Source organism: Pseudomonas palmensis (assembly GCF_049942755.1).
GTDB classification, from domain to species: Bacteria; Pseudomonadota; Gammaproteobacteria; order Pseudomonadales; family Pseudomonadaceae; genus Aquipseudomonas; species Aquipseudomonas palmensis.
Map to the genome: position 1 here is coordinate 2,382,173 of NZ_CP187958.1, position 15,919 is coordinate 2,398,091.

Sequence of the window (15,919 nt, forward strand, 5' to 3'; positions counted from 1 at the left end):
CTTAGCTTCACGCATATCACAGCTAAAGGTGGCGTTCCGAACCCAGCAAAATTTGGATCGCAACCGTTTAACGGAAGAGTAGTTCCTGGAGAGTATCGAGGTTTTCGGGTGGAATATGATGAAAGACATAAAGCTCACATCAATGCGTTCAATGGAAAGAAAAATGAGCGAACCATTTGCTTTGATGCTTCAGGAAAAACTGTGACCAAAATAGTAAAGAGATTTAATCCATGAGTTTCTCAAAAAAATGTCAAGAGTTTATCGAGTTGCATGCATGTAGCGATCACGAAGAGGTAGATGTTTTTAAAGTTTTAAATGACAACTTCCCCATTAGCTGTTCCTCCATTGACTGGAATCGTGTAGAAAACAAAACAACATATGAAAGTGTCTCGCGAAGCGATCTTAAAAGAGAACTAATTTCAATTTTGGAAGCTATAGGTTTTCAGTCATCCCATGATTTTTTTGTTATGCATATGGATAATGCAATCCCCTTGTTGAAAACAGGTATTTACGAGTGGCTAGACTTTGTGGATGAACTAGATTTTGTTGATACATTATTTTTGTCGGTTGACAGAAAATTAGTAATTCATTGGGACTTCTACAAGAATTTGCATGTAAGAATAATCGGGTAAGGCAGCCGTTCCAGGCATCCAATGCCGCAAGCAAGCTGCACTGACTCCAGAGCGAATCCGGTATCTGTTGAGGCGATGGTACAACACTACTATTTTTTTGCCGGAATAAGAAGTAAATGAATTTTCCTAACGTTATGAATCCGCAAGCATTGACTACGATATATGGAGGGATGCCAAATTTTCTAGGGTCAGATATTACAGAGGTTAATTTCAGGCGGGATGAACCAAGGTTATCTATTAAGCTGGTTACTCGAGAAAAGCCTGAGAATAGCCCTGTGAAGTGGCCAAGAAATTATGATGCGGTCTATATTGAACTATCATTTATAGGGAGTAAATGTATCGATTTTAGCGAGTGGGGCTATGAGAATGTTATTTGTGAAATTTCGTTTGATGTCGTGGATGAGGCCGTCGCTATAAAGATACGCTGCGTTGATAATAGTCGACTGAAATTTACTTGTGATTTGGTTCGTGTCGAGAGCGTGCGGCATGGTCTCACTGGTACCCCTTGACGAGCTAACTCCACGCAGATCGGCTCGCGCAGCATCGACCTGCGTTCGACAGCATGGAGATTTCACCCTACAACATCCTCTCCAACCCCACCGCCTTGCTCACCCACGCATTGAATCGTCGCCACAGCCCGCCTGGCTCTGTCGTCAACGTGTGCAACTGCCCATTGTCCTCGGTCACCCACACCAGCTTGCCGTCGACCAGCCGCGGCTCGTAGCTCAGCGCCGGGGCCATGCCCTGCAGCGCCAGGTCGCGGGTGTACTCGGCCAGTTGCGGGCTGTCCACCAGCACGCCGACCTCGGTGTTCCACAGCACCGAGCGCGGGTCGAAGTTGAACGAGCCGATGAAAGTCTTCTGCCGATCGAACACGATCGCCTTGCTGTGCAGGCTCGAGTCCGATGCACTGCCGAAGTGATGGATACGCCCGCTGCTGGGGTCGCCGGGCTGGCGGCGCAGTTCGTACAGTTTTACCCCGTGTTCCAGCAGCGCCTTGCGGTACGGCGCATAGCCGCCGTGTACCGCCGGCACGTCGGTGGCCTCCAGCGAGTTGGTCAGCAGGCTTACCGACACCCCGGCGTCGGCATGGCTGGTCAGGTACAGCAGGCCGGTCTCGCCAGGTACGAAGTAGGCCGATACCAGGATCAGCTCATGGTGCACGTCGTTCAGGTCGGGCGCCAACTGCTGGGTCAGCAGCAACCGCGGGTCTGGCTCGGCCTGGGCCAGCACCTTGCTTGGCGCATCCCACAGCGCCTGGTTGTGTGCCCAGATCAACTCGTTGCGCCACGAATCCAGGCGCGGGTGGGTCTTGTAGGCCATCAGGCGGTCGTACAGTGCCTTGCGCTTGACCCTGGCCTCGCTGAGCGAAGCCTCCAGGCGCTCGCGGCTCACACGCAGGTCGTCGGCGTTCGGGGTGCTGAACATGAAGTCGCCAATGGGTCGGCTCAGGGCACTGTTCCAGTACTGGTCGAAGCTGTGCCCCAGCTGTTCGGCCACCGGCCCCACGCCCAGCATGTCGATGTCGGTGAAGTTCAGGTTGGGCTCGGCGTCGAAGTATTCGTCACCCAGGTTGCGCCCGCCGACGATGGCCATGCTGTTGTCCACCAGCCACAGCTTGTTGTGCATGCGCCGGTGCTGCAGCGACAGGTTGAACAGCCTGCCCAAGGCACGGGTCACGCCGGTGCTGCGCCCCAGGTGCAGCGGGTTGAACACGCGAATCTGTACCTTCGGGTGCGCCGCCAGGGTGGCGATGACCTCGTCCAGGCCGTCGCTGGTGGTGTCGTCGAGCAGGATGCGCACGCGCACGCCACGGTCGGCAGCCTGCAGCAGTTCGTGCACCAGCGCGCGGGTGCTGAGCCCGTCATGCACGATGTAGTACTGCAGGTCGATGCTGCTCTGGGCGTTACGGATCAGCTCGGCGCGGGCGTGGAACGCCTCGGTGCTGTTGGGCAGCAGGCGAAAGCCGGACCGCCCCTCATGGGCGCTGGCCTGGCGCTGCACCGAACGGCCAAAGGCCGAGTCGCTGGCGGGCAGGGCCTGGGTCACGGTACGGGGCGTGCTGGAGGTGGCGCACCCGGCAAGGGTGAGCGCCAGCATCAGTAACAGCGCGAAGGCCCTGGGTTTGGTCAAAGGGGCATGTCCTTGAGCAGGAAGGCAGTTGGGGGTTGGACCACGCGGGGCGGCGCAACGTTACCCGCCGCGCTCATCCTCGGCCAGTAGACGAATGGCGGTTTCGCCGACCTTGCGCACGGCCGCTTCGATTTCGGCAGTGGCGCGGGCGGCAAAGTTCATGCGCAGGCAGTTGCGGAACTTGCCCGACGCCGAAAAGATGCTGCCCACCGCAATCTGCACACCTTGCTCAAGTAAAGCCCGGTTCAGGCGCAAGGTGTCGAAACTTTCCGGCAGTTCCACCCACAGCACGAAGCCGCCCTGGGGCCGGCTGGCGCGGGTGCCGGCGGGGAAGTAGCGGCTCACCCAGTCGATCATCTGATCGCGGGCGCGCTGGTACTGGCCGCGCACACGGCGCAGGTGCGGCTGGTAGTGGCCGCCCTCGATGAAGTCGGCAATCGCCAGCTGCGGCTGGGTGGCGGTGTAGCCGGTGCTGATGTACTTCATGTGCATCACCCGCTCCAGGTAGCGCCCCGGCGCCACCCAGCCCACCCGCAGGCCGGGTGCAAGGGTCTTGGAGAACGAGCTGCACAGCAGCACGCGGCCGTCGTCGTCGAACGACTTGATGGTGCGTGGGCGCGGGTAGGTGTAGGCCAGGTCGCCATACACGTCGTCCTCCAGGATCGCCACGTCGAAGCGCTGGGCCAGGGTCAGCAGGGCGCGTTTGCGCGCCTCGGGCATGATGTAGCCCAATGGATTGTTGCAGCTGGGGGTCAGCTGGATCAGCTTGATCGGCCACTGTTCCAGGGCCAGCTCCAGGGCTTCGAGGCTGATGCCGGTGAGCGGGTCGGTGGGGATCTCCAACGCTTTCATGCCCAGGCCCTTGAGGGTCTGCATGGCGCCGTGAAAGCTCGGTGATTCGACCGCGACGATGTCGCCCGGCTGGCACACCGCGCGCACGCTGATCGACAGGGCTTCCTGGCAGCCGGTGGTGATCACCAGGTCTGCCGTGCTCAGGCTGCAGCCCGAATCGAGCATCAGCCGCGCCACCTGCTCGCGCAGGGCTTCGGTGCCGGCGACGGTGTCGTAGTACAGGCCGGGCATGTCCTGGCGCCGGCTCAGTTGCGCCAGGCTGCGCAGCAACGGCTTGAGGGTGGGGCTGCCGACATCGGGCATGCCGCGGCCCAGTTGCACCACGTCCTTGCGCGGCACGCTGCGCACCAGCTCGAACACCTGGTCCCATTGTGAGATATCCACAGGGCGCTGGGCCGGGCGGCTGACGTCGGGCAGGGCGGGTAGTGGGCGATGGTCAGGCACGAAATAGCCGGACTTGGGCCTAGGCGCCGCCAGCCCGTGATCTTCCAGCACCCGATACGCCTGCTGCACGGTACTCAGGCTCACGCCATGCTCGACGCTCAGGGCCCGCACCGACGGCAGGCGGTCGCCGGGGCGGTAGAGGCCCTGCTCGATGCGTGCGCCAATCAGCTCGGCGAGGTTGACGTAGAGGGTCATGGCGTACTCCTGGGCGGGCAAGCGGCTGGCAACCGGTACAGATTGGGCAAAAATACAGCATTCAGCGCCGTTATCGACAGATCTGTATGGAAATAAAACCTGGCGGTTGAATCTGTAATGCCTTGCAGCACCCGCGCATCATGGCTGCACGGTTACCCACCCTGGAGGAATGAAGCGATGAACGGCGCGAGCGATGCAGGCCTGCCACTGTGCACCAAAGGCGAGGTGGCGCTACATGAGGCGCCCGCCAGCCCGAGTCGCTGGGCTGTGATGATGCGGCGGTGGCGTTCACGCCATGCGCTGCTGCAGCTCGATGCCGAGCAGCTGCGCGATATCGGCCTGACCCGCGAACAGGCCGTGAAGGAAGGTCTCAGGCCATTCTGGAGACCCTAGGCCAGTGCCTTGAGGCGGTGCCACAGCATGCCCAGCGCCAACAGCGGCGAGCGCAGGTGCTTGCCGCCAGGGAAGGTGATGTGCGGCACCTGGGCGAACAGGTCGAAGCGCCCGCTCTGCTGGCCGCTGATCGCCTCGCCCAGCAGCCGCCCGGCCAGGTGCGTGGCGTTGAGCCCGTGGCCGGCATAGGCCTGGGCGTAGTAAACGTTGGGCCGGTCGCGCAGGCGGCCGATCTGCGGCAGGCGGTTGGCGCCGATGCCGATCATGCCGCCCCACTGGTATTCGATGCGGGTGTCGGCCAGTTGCGGGAACACCTTGAGCATCTTGGGCCGCATGTAGGCGCCGATGTCCTGCGGATCGCGCCCCGAGTAGTGGCAGGCGCCACCGAACAGCAGGCGCCGGTCGGCCGAGAGGCGATAGTAGTCCACGGTCACCTGCTGGTCGCACACCGCCATGTTCTGCGGCAGCAACTCGTTGGCCAGGGCTTCGCTCAGCGGTTCGGTGGCGATGATGTAGCTGCCGGCTGGCAGCACCTTGCCACTGAGCTCGCGGTCCAGGTCGTTGATGTAGGCATTGCAGCACAGCACCAGCGTGTTCGCCCGCACCGAGCCCTTGGCGGTGTGCACATGCACCTGCGGGCCGTGCTCGATGCGGGTGACACGGGAATGCTCGAACACCTGCACGCCCAGCTGGCGCGCGGCCTCGGCCTCGCCCAGCGCCAGGTTCAGCGGGTGCAGGTGCCCCGAGCCCATGTCCACCAGCCCGCCGGCGTAGCGACGCGAGCCGACCACCGTGTGCATCTGGTCGGGCTGCACCAGGCGCAGCTCATGGGTGTAGCCCAGCCCGCGCAGCTCGTCGATCTCTTCGCTGAAGCCCTCGAATTCCCGTGGCTTGTTGGCCAGGTCGCAGTAGCCCCAGGTCAGGTCGCAGTCGATGGCATGGCGTTCGATGCGCTGGCGCACGATGTCCACTGCTTCCAGGCCCATCAGTTTGAGGCTGCGCACTCCCTCGCTGCCGATCACCGGGGTGAACTGGTCCAGGCCGTGTCCGACCCCGCGAATCAGCTGCCCGCCATTGCGTCCACTGGCGCCCCAACCGATCTTGTGCGCTTCGAGCAGCACCACGCTCAGGCCGCGTTCGGCCAGTTCGATGGCGGTATTGAGGCCCGAAAAGCCGCCGCCCACCACGCACACATCACAGTTCAGCTCGCCTTGCAGGGGCGGGTACGCCGGTTGCCCGGCGCTGTGGGCAGCGTAGTAGGAAGTGGTATGCACGTTTGAAGGATCCTGGTAGGGCTGTGTGGAAAATTTGACACAGCATAGGCGGTGCTTTGATCGGCAGGCAACCGTGGGGCAAAATGGCGCTTCAGCCTTTCCCGCCACGAGTCTGCCATGAGTTGCAACAGTCACAAGATCCGCTTCCTGCGTGAGCAGATCCCGTCGTTCGCCTGCGTGCCGGGCTGCCACGATTGCTGCGGCCCGGTGACCACCTCCAGCGAGGAAATGGCGCGCCTGCCACGCAAGAGCGCGGCCGAGCAACAGGCCGCGCTGGATGAGCTCAACTGTGTGCACCTGGGCCCCGAGGGCTGCACGGTGTACGAGGAGCGGCCGCTGATCTGCCGCCTGTTCGGCACAACCCCGAGGCTGCCGTGCCCCAATGGTCGCGGCCCCGCCGAGATGATCGACCCGCAGGCCGAGCGCCTGGTGCACCAGTACATCGCCAGCACCCGCCAGGTGCTGGTGTAAGGCTCAGTCCGGGATCGGCAGGTTGAGGCTTTCCTTCACCTCTTCCATCACGATGTAGCTCTTGGATTCGCGCACGTGTGGCAGCTTGAGCAGGATGTCGCCCAGCAGCTTGCGGTACGAGGCCATCTCCGAGATGCGCGCCTTCACCAGGTAGTCGAAATCGCCCGATACCAGGTGGCATTCCAATACGTGGGGCAGCTTGAGCACCGCGCGGCGAAACTCTTCGAAAGTGTCCCCCGACTTGTAGTCCAGGCTGATCTCGACGAACACCAGCAGGCTGCCCTTGAGGTGCTGCGGGTTGAGCCGGGCGTTGTAGCCCATGATGATGCCTTCGCGCTCCAGACGCCGGACCCGCTCGGTGCACGGGGTGGTCGACAGGCCGACCTTCTCGCCCAGTTCGGTGAACGAGATGCGCCCGTCGGTCTGCAGGATGCGCAGGATGTTGCGGTCGATCTTGTCCAGTTCACGTTTGCTTTGATGCTGGGTTCTCATAGTGGATGCCCCTCCGTAAAAGCCGACCCTGCCGAGAATTCTCGCCAAATATAGGCTTTTATATAGTGAAAAGCACTGCCTCTACCTTCCTATACTGCGCCCATCCATGCCTTAAACAACAAATGTGTGCGGTACGCCGCCTCGAGGGATAACAACATGCGCGTTCTGGTACTTGGTAGCGGCGTCATCGGGACCGCCAGTGCCTACTATCTGGCTCGTCAGGGGTTTGAAGTGGTGGTGGTCGATCGCCAGCCGGCGGTGGCCATGGAAACCAGCTTCGCCAACGCTGGCCAGGTATCGCCGGGTTATGCCTCGCCCTGGGCTGCACCCGGTGTGCCGCTCAAGGCCATCAAGTGGCTGCTCGAGCGCCACGCCCCGCTGGCCATCAAGGCCACCGCCGACATCGACCAGTACCTGTGGATGGCGCAGATGCTGCGCAACTGCACGGCCAACCGCTATGCGGTGAACAAGGAGCGCATGGTGCGCCTGTCCGAGTACAGCCGCGACTGCCTCGACGAGCTGCGTGCCGAAACCGGCATTGCCTACGAAGGCCGCACCCTGGGCACTACCCAGCTGTTCCGCACCCAGGCGCAACTGGACAACGCGGCCAAGGATATCGCCGTGCTGGAACAGTCCGGTGTGCCATACGAGCTGCTCGACCGCGACGGCATTGCCCGCGTGGAGCCTGCCCTGGCCAATGTCACCGACATCCTCGCCGGTGCCCTGCGCCTGCCCAACGACCAGACCGGCGACTGCCAGCTGTTCACCACGCGCCTGGCCGAAATGGCGCGCGACCTGGGCGTGGAATTCCGCTTCGGGCAGAACATCGAGCGCCTCGATCACGCGGGCGACCGGGTCAACGGCGTATGGATCGACGGCAAGCTGGAAACCGCCGATCGCTACGTGCTGGCCCTGGGCAGCTACTCGCCGCAACTGCTCAAGCCGCTGGGCATCAAGGCCCCGGTGTACCCGCTCAAGGGCTACTCGCTGACCGTGCCGATCACCGACCCGGCCATGGCCCCGACCTCGACGATTCTCGACGAGACCTACAAGGTCGCGATCACCCGCTTCGACAACCGCATCCGCGTCGGCGGCATGGCCGAGATCGCCGGTTTCGACCTGTCGCTCAACCCGCGTCGGCGCGAAACGCTGGAGATGATCGTCAACGACCTTTATCCTCGCGGCGGCGACTTGAGCCAGGCCAGCTTCTGGACCGGCCTGCGCCCGACCACCCCCGACGGCACGCCGATCGTGGGCGCCACGGCGTTTCGCAACCTGTTCCTGAACACTGGCCACGGCACCCTCGGCTGGACCATGGCGTGCGGTTCGGGTCGCCTGCTGGCCGACCTGATGGCGCGCAAGAAGCCGCAGATCAGCGCCGAAGGCCTCGACATTTCCCGCTACAGCAACAGTCAGGAGACTGCAAAGCATGTCAATCCAGCGCCAGCTCACCAATGAGCGCATGAGCCAGATCGTTACCCACAACGGCACCGTCTACCTGTCGGGCCAGGTGGGTAATGACCTGAACGGCGACGTCGGCCAGCAGACCCGCGAGGTGCTGGCCAACATCGAGCGGCTGCTGGACCTGGCCGGTACCGACAAGAGCCGCGTGCTGTCGGCGACCATCTACCTCAGCGACATCGACACCCAGTTCCAGGCCATGAACACGGTGTGGGACCAGTGGCTGGCCAAAGGCAATGCCCCGGCCCGCGCCACCGTTCAGGCCCGGCTGTGCAATCCGCAGATGCTGGTCGAGATCTCGATCGTCGCCGCCCTGCCGTAATCCGTTTCCCAACTCACCCGACTGCCAGAAGGCTGCCGTCATGCGTCCCGCCCGTGCCCTGATCGATCTTCAAGCGCTGCGCCACAACTATCAACTCGCCCGCGAACTGACCGGCGCCAAGGCGCTGGCCGTGATCAAGGCCGACGCCTACGGGCACGGCGCGGTGCGCTGCGCCCAGGCGCTGGAGGGCGAGGCCGACGGGTTCGCCGTGGCCTGCATCGAAGAGGCGCTGGAGCTGCGTGCTGCCGGCATCAAGGCCCCGGTGCTGCTGCTCGAGGGCATTTTCGAAGCCAGCGAGCTGCCCCTGATTGCCGAGCAGGACCTGTGGTGCGTGGTGCATTCGCTGTGGCAGCTCGAAGCCATCGAACAGGCCGGCCTGACCCGCCCGATCACCGTGTGGCTCAAGCTCGACACCGGCATGCACCGCGTCGGCCTGCACCCCAAGGACTACCACGGCGCCTACCAGCGTCTGCTGGCCAGCGGCAAGGTGGCGCGCATCGTGCTGATGAGCCACTTCGCCCGTGCCGACGAACTCGACAGCACGGCCAGCAGCGAGCAGGTGGCGGTGTTCGAAGCCGCGCGCCAGGGCCTGAGTGCCGAGGTCAGCCTGCGCAACTCGCCGGCGGTGCTGGGTTGGCCGCAGGTGCCCAGCGACTGGGTGCGTCCGGGCATCATGCTGTATGGCGCCACGCCCTTCGAGGTGCCGCAGGCCCAGGCTCAGCGCCTGCAGCCGGTGATGACCCTGGAATCCAAAGTGATCTGCGTGCGCGAACTGCCGGCCGGCGAGCCGGTGGGTTACGGCGCGAAATTCATCAGCCCGCGCCCCACCCGCGTGGGTGTGGTCGCCATGGGCTATGCCGACGGCTACCCGCGCCTGGCACCCACCGGTACCCCGGTGCTGGTGGCCGGCAAGCGCAGCCAGCTGATTGGCCGCGTGTCGATGGACATGCTGTGCATCGACCTCACCGATGTGCCCGAGGCCGGGCTGGGCAGCCCGGTGGAGTTGTGGGGCAAGCACGTGCTGGCCAGCGACGTGGCGATCCAGGCGGGCACCATCCCGTATCAGATCTTCTGCAACCTGCGTCGGGTGCCGATGGTGTACAGCGGCAATTGAGGCGCCAAAGCGGACGGGCTGCGGGTCGAAGTGTTGTAAATACTGAACGCTGTTGCGATGATACCGTTCAATTTCGACCCCACGTGTTCGTTTAGGAGGGCCCAGGCCTTGGACGTCGGTGAACGACTGCAAGCCATTCGCAAGCTCAAAGGCCTGTCTCAACGCGAGCTGGCCAAGCGGGCGGGCGTGACCAACAGCACCATCTCGATGATCGAGAAGAACAGCGTGAGCCCTTCGATCAGCTCGCTGCGCAAGGTGCTGGGCGGTATTCCGATGTCGATGGTGGAGTTCTTTTCCGAAGAGCTGCAGCCCGAGAACCCGACCCAGATCGTGTACAAGGCCAACGAACTGATCGATATATCCGACGGCGCAGTCACCATGAAGCTGGTCGGCAAGGCCCACGCCAGCCGCGCCATTGCCTTTCTAAACGAGATCTACCCGCCCGGTGCCGACACCGGCGAAGAGATGCTCACCCACGACGGCGAAGAGACCGGCATTCTGCTCGAAGGGCGCCTGGAGCTGGTGGTGGGGCTTGAAACCTTCATCCTCGAGGCGGGCGACAGCTACTATTTCGAGAGCACCAAGCCGCATCGATTCCGCAATCCCTACGATGAGCCGGCCCGGCTGATCAGTGCCGCCACCCCGGCCAACTTCTGAGCCCACGCGCGTCGCCAATGCGCGGCGGATTGTCGCGGCTAAACCCCTTTGGTCTTTAGGGTTGTTTCGGTGAGGCGGGGTTCCCGCTATACTTGCGCGGCCTGCGAAACCGTGGCCGCGGGCGTGACTAGCCACCATGAGGGTGTACGCGTGAATCTAATCAAGACAATGCTGGCCGTACCAGCAGCCGTAGTAGCCCTATGGGCCGTCAACGCCCAGGCTGTGACCAATGACGACATCGCCAAGCGGCTGGAGCCGGTCGGTCAGGTGTGTGTACAAGGGCAGGAATGCAAGGGCATGGAAGTGGCCGCCACTGCCGGCGGTGGCGGTGCCAAGACCCCGGATGAAGTCATCGCCAAGCACTGCAACGCGTGCCATGGCAGCGGTCTGCTGGGCGCACCGAAGATCGGCGATACCGCCGCCTGGAAAGAGCGCGCCGACCACCAGGGCGGCCTGGACGGCATCCTGGCCAAGGCCATCACCGGCATCAACGCTATGCCGCCAAAAGGCACCTGTGCCGACTGCTCGGATGACGACCTCAAGGCCGCCATCGAGAAGATGTCCGGCCTCAAGTAAGCCCGACGCTGCAGCTACAAGGCCCGCCACGTGCGGGCTTTGTCGTTTCTGACGCTGGCCATTGCAGCAAACGCGGGGCATGCTCGGTCCAACCCTGGAATCACGGATGCCTAGGAGGCCGAGATGGCGCACCGCTGTTCGATCGAGATCGCCGTGGACGAAGTGCTGGCGCGTTTGCCGGCGCACATCCACATGGGCCTGCCACTGGGCCTGGGCAAGCCCAACCGCTTCGTCAATGCGCTGTATGCACGGGTGCGTGAGCTGCCCGAGCGGCAACTGACCATCTACACCGCACTGAGCCTGGGCCGCCCGGACCTGGGTGACGGCCTGCAGCGGCGCTTTCTCGAACCCTTCGTGGAGCGCGTGTTCGCCGACTACCCCGAACTGGAATACCTGCAGGACCTGCGCCGCGACCGGTTGCCGGCCAACATCCGCGTCGAGCAGTTCTTCATGCAGCCGGGCAGCATGCTGCACAGCCACATGGCCCAGCAGGACTACGTCAGCAGCAACTACAGTCATGCGGCCCGCGACATCAATGCCAAGGGCCTGAACCTGGTGGCGCAGATCGTTGCCGCCCACCCCGAGCGCCCCGGGCACCTGAGCCTGAGCTGCAACCCCGACATCACCCTCGACCTGCTGCCGATGATCGCGCGCCGGCGTGCAGCCGGTGAAACCATCCTGATGCTGGGGCACGTGCACGACGAGCTGCCCTACATGCCGGGCGACAGCGAACTGGCGCAGGACGATTTCGACCTGTTGATCGACGCCCCGGAAACCACTCGGCTGTTCTCCACGCCGAACATGCCCGTCACCACCCAGGACCACTTCATCGGCGTGCACGCCAGCACTCTGGTGCGCGACGGCGGCACCCTGCAGATCGGCATCGGCGCCATGGGCGATGCGCTGGCCGCCGCGTTGCTGGCGCGCCAGGGGGATGCGCCGGAGTACCAGGCGCTGCTCGCCGACCTCGACCTGGCGCCCTGGCAGGTGCTGATCGAGCGTGAAGGCGGCACTGCGCCGTTTGCCCAGGGCCTGTATGGCTGCAGCGAGATGTTCGTGAACGGATTGCTCGCGCTGGCGGAGGCGGGCGTGGTGCGCCGGCCGGTGGCCGACGGGGTGCTGGTGCATGGCGGTTTCTTCCTCGGGCCGCAGGCGTTCTACCAGCGCCTGCGCGAGATGCCGCTGGCGCAGCGCAAATCCTTTGCCATGCACGCGATCAGCTTCATCAACGAGCTGTACGGCGACGAGGCCCTCAAGCGCGAACAGCGCCGCGATGCACGCTTCATCAACACGGTGTTCACCATGACCCTGATGGGGGCGGGGGTGGCCGACCAGCTCGAGGACGGTCGCGTACTGAGCGGGGTGGGCGGGCAGTACAACTTCGTCGCCCAGGCCCACGCGCTGGAAGGCGGGCGTTCCATCCTGCTGCTGCGCAGCTGGCGCGAAGCCGGCGGGGAGGTCAGTTCCAACCTGCTGTGGACCTACGGGCACTGCACCATCCCGCGGCATCTGCGCGATATCGTGGTGACCGAATACGGCATTGCCGACCTGCGCGGGCAGACCGACGCCGAGGTGATTGCGCGGTTGCTGGCGATCAGCGATTCGCGGTTTCAGCCCGGGCTGATGGAGCAGGCGAAAAAGGCCGGCAAGCTGGCGCAGGATTTCGAGCTGGATGCGCGCTTCACGCAGAACACGCCGCAGCGGCTGGAGGCATTGCGTGGGCGGCATGCGCGGTTGTTTGCCGAGTATCCGCTGGGCAGCGATTTCACCGCTGAAGAGAAGGACCTGCTGCGCGCGCTGAACTGGCTCAAGAGCAAGTTCAAGTTGAGCGAGGCGCTGGAGCTGGGCAAGGCGGCACTGGATGCGCCGGGGCCGGAGCGTTATCCCGAGCATCTGCAGCGCATGGGCCTGAGCGAGCCGGACGGGCTGAAGGAGGACCTGTACCAGCGATTGCTGCTGGCGGCTTTGCAAACTACCGCGTAGAACGCTTTCGCCGGCAAGGCCGGCTCCTGCAGGCGGTGGAGCACCTGTAGGAGCCAGCCTTGCTGGCGAAGCGGTCGGTAAGCCTTACTCGATAAAGCTGACCACACCACCGTCCAGCGACTTCACCCGGGCCAGCGACTCGACGCGATAGCCCTGGCTGTCCAGCTCTGCACGCCCGCCCTGGAACGACTTTTCGATCACGATGCCCAGCCCGGCCACGGTTGCGCCGGCCTGCTTGATGATCGAGATCAGCGCCTGCGACGCCTTGCCGTTGGCCAGGAAGTCGTCGATCACCAGCACGCGGTCGCTGCTGTTGAGGTGACGCGGCGAAATCGCCACGGTGTTCTCGGTCTGCTTGGTGAACGAGTACACCGAAGCCACCAGCAGGTTCTCGGTCAGGGTCAGCGACTGGTGCTTGCGGGCGAAGATCACCGGCACGCCCAGCTTCAAACCGGTCATCACCGCCGGGGCAATCCCCGAGGCCTCGATGGTGACGATCTTGGTCACGCCCGCATCGGCGAACAGACGGGCGAACTCGTCGCCAATCAGTTGCATCAGCGCAGGGTCGATCTGATGGTTGAGAAACGCATCGACTTTGAGAACCTGATCGGAAAGCACGATGCCTTCTTCGCGAATCTTCTGGTGCAGTGCTTCCACTGGTGTAATTCCTCGATGTAGCCAAAAGGCCCCGGCAACAAGCCAGGGCAAAGGTGGATTATCTATCGTTTGAGCATGGCGCGGATATCGGCCAGGGCCGTATTGCCACGCACGGCTTTGACTTCCGTGGGTGTATCGTCCAGGCCTTCCCAGGCCAGGTCGTCATCGGGCAATTCATCGAGGAAGCGGCTTGGCGCGCAATCGATGATCTCGCCGTACTGCTTGCGCTTGGCGGCAAAGGTGAAGGCCAGGGTCTGGCGTGCGCGGGTGATGCCCACGTAGGCCAGGCGCCGCTCCTCCTCGATGGTGTCGGCCTCGATGCTGGAGCGGTGCGGGAGGATTTCCTCTTCCATGCCCATGATGAACACGTAGGGAAACTCCAGGCCCTTGGAGGCATGCAGCGTCATCATCTGCACGCCCTCGGCGCCTTCTTCCTCTTCCTGCTGGCGTTCGAGCATGTCGCGCAACACAAGCTTGCCGATGGCTTCCTCGATGGTCATGCCGCCTTCCTCGTCCTTCTCGAGGGTGTTTTTCAACGCCTCGATCAGGAACCAGACGTTGCCCATGCGAAAGTCCGCGGCCTTGTCACTGGAACTGTTGGTACGGATCCAGTTCTCGTAGTCGATGTCGGTCACCATGCTGCGCAGCGCGGCGATCGGGTCTTCCAGCGCGACCTGCTCGCGCACCTTGTCCATCCAGCGTTTGAAGCGCTGCAGGCGATCGGTGAAGCGGCTGTCCAGGTGCTCGCCCAGGCCCAGCTCCTCGCTGGCGGCATACATCGACACCTTGCGCTCGGTGGCGTAGTTGCCGAGTTTTTCCAGGGTGGTGGAGCCGATTTCGCGGCGCGGCACGTTGATCACGCGCAGGTAGGCGTTGTCGTCGTCCGGGTTCACCAGCAGGCGGAAGTAGGCCATCAGGTCTTTTACTTCCTGGCGGCCGAAGAAACTGTTACCGCCCGACAGGCGATAGGGGATCTGGTGGTGCTGCAGCTTCAGCTCGATCAGCTTGGCCTGGTAGTTGCCGCGGTAGAGGATGGCGAAGTCGCTGTACGGGCGGTCGGTACGCAGGTGCAGGCTGAGGATCTCCATGGCCACGCGCTCGGCCTCGGCTTCCTCGTTCTTGCAGCGGATCACGCGGATCTCGTCGCCGTGGCCCATCTCGCTCCACAGCTGCTTCTCGAAGGCGTGGGGGTTGTTGGAGATCAGCACGTTGGCGCAGCGCAGGATGCGGCTGGTGGAGCGGTAGTTCTGCTCCAGCATCACCACCTTCAGGGACGGGTAGTCGTCCTTGAGCAGCATCAGGTTTTCAGGGCGCGCGCCGCGCCAGGCATAGATCGACTGGTCGTCGTCACCCACCACGGTGAACTGGTTGCGCGTACCGATCAGCATCTTCACCAGCAGGTACTGGCTGGCGTTGGTGTCCTGGTATTCGTCCACCAGCAGGTAGCGCACCTTGTTCTGCCACTTCTGCAGAATGTCGGGGTGGTCCTGGAACAGCTTGACCGGCAGCAGGATCAAGTCGTCGAAGTCCACCGCGTTGAACGCCTTGAGCGTGCGCTGATAGTGCGCATACACGATGGCGGCGGTCTGCTCCTTGGGGTTGCGCGCGTTCTCCAGGGCCTCGGGCGGCAGGATCAGGTCGTTCTTCCAGGCGCCGATCATGTTCTTGATCTCGTCGACGCCATCGTCCCCGGAGTATTCCTTCTGCATGATGTCGGTCATCAGGGCCTTGACGTCGGTTTCGTCGAAAATCGAGAAACCCGGCTTGAAGCCCAGCCGTTCATGCTCCTTGCGAATGATGTTCAGGCCAAGGTTGTGGAAGGTCGATACCGTCAGGCCGCGCCCCTCGCCGCCGCGCAGCAGGGTGCCCACGCGCTCCTTCATCTCGCGCGCCGCCTTGTTGGTGAAGGTCATGGCCACGATGTACTGGGCACGGATGCCGCAGTTCTGGATCAGGTGGGCGATCTTGCGCGTGATCACGCTGGTCTTGCCGGAGCCAGCACCGGCGAGCACCAAAAGAGGGCCGCCGACGTAGCTCACGGCTTCCTGTTGCCGGGGGTTGAGTCGGGACATGACGTTAACCGGGGGTCGCTGAAAAATAGCCGGGCATTTTAGCAGGCGCAGAGCAATTGTGCCGCGACCGTCTGACAGTGTGACGTACCACGCGATCTTAATTTGCCGCTTTTGATACTTTCCCGCAGGATGCGTGGCGAAATACCGCGGGATCAGGACGAAGGAATGTCGTGAGTTAAAGTGAAAACCAT

16 protein-coding genes are annotated in these 15,919 nt (G+C 63.1%); 10 read left to right on the plus strand and 6 right to left on the minus strand.

Annotation, left to right across the window (positions count from 1 at the left end):
• The first annotated feature begins 230 nt into the window (after positions 1-230).
• Complete coding sequence (locus tag ACPRTJ_RS10925; protein ID WP_148071558.1) at positions 231-632, plus strand: hypothetical protein; 402 nt, start codon at positions 231-233, stop codon at positions 630-632.
• Positions 633-748: 116 nt separating this feature from the next.
• Positions 749-1,141 (plus strand): immunity 50 family protein, encoded by a 393-nt coding sequence (locus tag ACPRTJ_RS10930; RefSeq protein ID WP_078480634.1) that lies wholly within the window; start codon positions 749-751, stop codon positions 1,139-1,141.
• A gap of 67 nt (positions 1,142-1,208) precedes the next feature.
• On the opposite strand, the gene ACPRTJ_RS10935 is transcribed toward ACPRTJ_RS10930, so the two are convergent.
• On the minus strand, positions 1,209-2,732 hold the full coding sequence (locus ACPRTJ_RS10935) for a phospholipase D family protein (protein WP_058541849.1): 1,524 nt from the start codon (positions 2,730-2,732) through the stop codon (positions 1,209-1,211).
• Between the two features lie 93 nt (positions 2,733-2,825).
• On the minus strand, positions 2,826-4,256 hold the full coding sequence (locus tag ACPRTJ_RS10940) for a PLP-dependent aminotransferase family protein (RefSeq protein ID WP_043863325.1): 1,431 nt from the start codon (positions 4,254-4,256) through the stop codon (positions 2,826-2,828).
• 177 nt (positions 4,257-4,433) lie between these two features.
• Between ACPRTJ_RS10940 and ACPRTJ_RS10945 the strand changes: the two genes are divergently transcribed.
• On the plus strand, positions 4,434-4,649 hold the full coding sequence (locus ACPRTJ_RS10945; protein ID WP_426428820.1) for a DUF1127 domain-containing protein: 216 nt from the start codon (positions 4,434-4,436) through the stop codon (positions 4,647-4,649).
• Here the strand turns inward: ACPRTJ_RS10945 and ACPRTJ_RS10950 are convergent.
• The gene (locus tag ACPRTJ_RS10950) at positions 4,646-5,923 is read right to left on the minus strand and encodes an NAD(P)/FAD-dependent oxidoreductase (RefSeq protein WP_043863327.1); all 1,278 of its coding nucleotides are present in this window, start codon (positions 5,921-5,923) and stop codon (positions 4,646-4,648) included. The two genes, ACPRTJ_RS10945 and ACPRTJ_RS10950, sit on opposite strands and share 4 nt — an antisense overlap.
• A 117-nt stretch (positions 5,924-6,040) precedes the next feature.
• Between ACPRTJ_RS10950 and ACPRTJ_RS10955 the strand changes: the two genes are divergently transcribed.
• On the plus strand, positions 6,041-6,394 hold the full coding sequence (locus tag ACPRTJ_RS10955; RefSeq protein WP_043863328.1) for a YkgJ family cysteine cluster protein: 354 nt from the start codon (positions 6,041-6,043) through the stop codon (positions 6,392-6,394).
• Between the two features lie 3 nt (positions 6,395-6,397).
• Here the strand turns inward: ACPRTJ_RS10955 and dadR are convergent, their stop codons facing one another.
• A complete protein-coding gene (dadR, locus tag ACPRTJ_RS10960) occupies positions 6,398-6,886 on the minus strand; it encodes a transcriptional regulator DadR (RefSeq protein ID WP_042121505.1) in 489 nt (162 codons plus the stop codon).
• A gap of 156 nt (positions 6,887-7,042) precedes the next feature.
• Between dadR and dadA the strand changes: the two genes are divergently transcribed.
• From dadA to ACPRTJ_RS10990, 6 genes are all read left to right on the plus strand, one after another.
• Entirely contained in the window at positions 7,043-8,344 is a 1,302-nt protein-coding gene (gene dadA, locus ACPRTJ_RS10965; protein ID WP_043863329.1) for a D-amino acid dehydrogenase, read from the plus strand.
• The gene (locus ACPRTJ_RS10970; RefSeq protein WP_043863330.1) at positions 8,316-8,669 is read left to right on the plus strand and encodes a RidA family protein; all 354 of its coding nucleotides are present in this window, start codon (positions 8,316-8,318) and stop codon (positions 8,667-8,669) included. Before dadA ends, ACPRTJ_RS10970 begins: the two co-directional genes overlap by 29 nt.
• A 40-nt stretch (positions 8,670-8,709) precedes the next feature.
• Positions 8,710-9,783 (plus strand): alanine racemase, encoded by a 1,074-nt coding sequence (gene alr, locus ACPRTJ_RS10975; protein ID WP_088514602.1) that lies wholly within the window; start codon positions 8,710-8,712, stop codon positions 9,781-9,783.
• 108 nt (positions 9,784-9,891) lie between these two features.
• Positions 9,892-10,440, plus strand: a complete 549-nt coding sequence (locus ACPRTJ_RS10980) for a cupin domain-containing protein (RefSeq protein WP_043863332.1) — start codon at positions 9,892-9,894, stop codon at positions 10,438-10,440.
• 168 nt (positions 10,441-10,608) lie between these two features.
• Positions 10,609-11,016, plus strand: coding sequence for a c-type cytochrome (locus ACPRTJ_RS10985; protein WP_043863333.1), 408 nt, complete (start codon positions 10,609-10,611; stop codon positions 11,014-11,016).
• A gap of 123 nt (positions 11,017-11,139) precedes the next feature.
• The gene (locus ACPRTJ_RS10990; protein ID WP_426428824.1) at positions 11,140-12,999 is read left to right on the plus strand and encodes an acetyl-CoA hydrolase/transferase C-terminal domain-containing protein; all 1,860 of its coding nucleotides are present in this window, start codon (positions 11,140-11,142) and stop codon (positions 12,997-12,999) included.
• Positions 13,000-13,083: 84 nt separating this feature from the next.
• On the opposite strand, the gene ACPRTJ_RS10995 is transcribed toward ACPRTJ_RS10990, so the two are convergent.
• Both ACPRTJ_RS10995 and rep read right to left on the minus strand, forming a co-directional pair.
• Entirely contained in the window at positions 13,084-13,656 is a 573-nt protein-coding gene (locus tag ACPRTJ_RS10995) for a xanthine phosphoribosyltransferase (RefSeq protein ID WP_043863335.1), read from the minus strand.
• Between the two features lie 62 nt (positions 13,657-13,718).
• On the minus strand, positions 13,719-15,728 hold the full coding sequence (rep, locus tag ACPRTJ_RS11000) for a DNA helicase Rep (RefSeq protein ID WP_043863336.1): 2,010 nt from the start codon (positions 15,726-15,728) through the stop codon (positions 13,719-13,721).
• Between the last annotated feature and the right edge of the window lie 191 nt (positions 15,729-15,919).